Annotated in this window: 1 pseudogene; it reads left to right on the forward strand. The window is 56.6% G+C overall.

Annotated elements, in window-relative coordinates:
• Positions 1–52 precede the first annotated feature (52 nt).
• A pseudogene (locus tag ABDB81_RS30495) lies at positions 53–318 on the forward strand (hydrolase); the annotation flags it as partial.

Consider the following 318-nt stretch of genomic DNA (forward strand, 5'->3'; position numbering starts at 1 on the left):
GCCCGATAAAACCTCAAACTTATTGAACACCTTTTTATACCGGAGAATCACCATGTCGAACGCCAACAACGCCAAGCTGGAAGTCCTGACCCCGCGCAACAGCCAACTGATCTTCATCGACCACCAGCCGCAAATGGCCTTCGGTGTGCAGTCGATGGACCGCCAGACCATGAAGAACAACGTCGTGGGCCTGGCCAAGGCAGCCAAGATCTTCGACGTGCCGACCACGATTACCACCGTCGAGAGCGAATCGTTCTCCGGCTACACCTACCCCGAACTGCTCGACGTGTTCCCCGGCAAGGAAACGCTCGAACGCAC

The sequence above is a fragment of the Cupriavidus sp. DL-D2 genome (assembly GCF_039710735.1).
In the GTDB taxonomy this organism is placed as follows: Bacteria; Pseudomonadota; Gammaproteobacteria; order Burkholderiales; family Burkholderiaceae; genus Cupriavidus.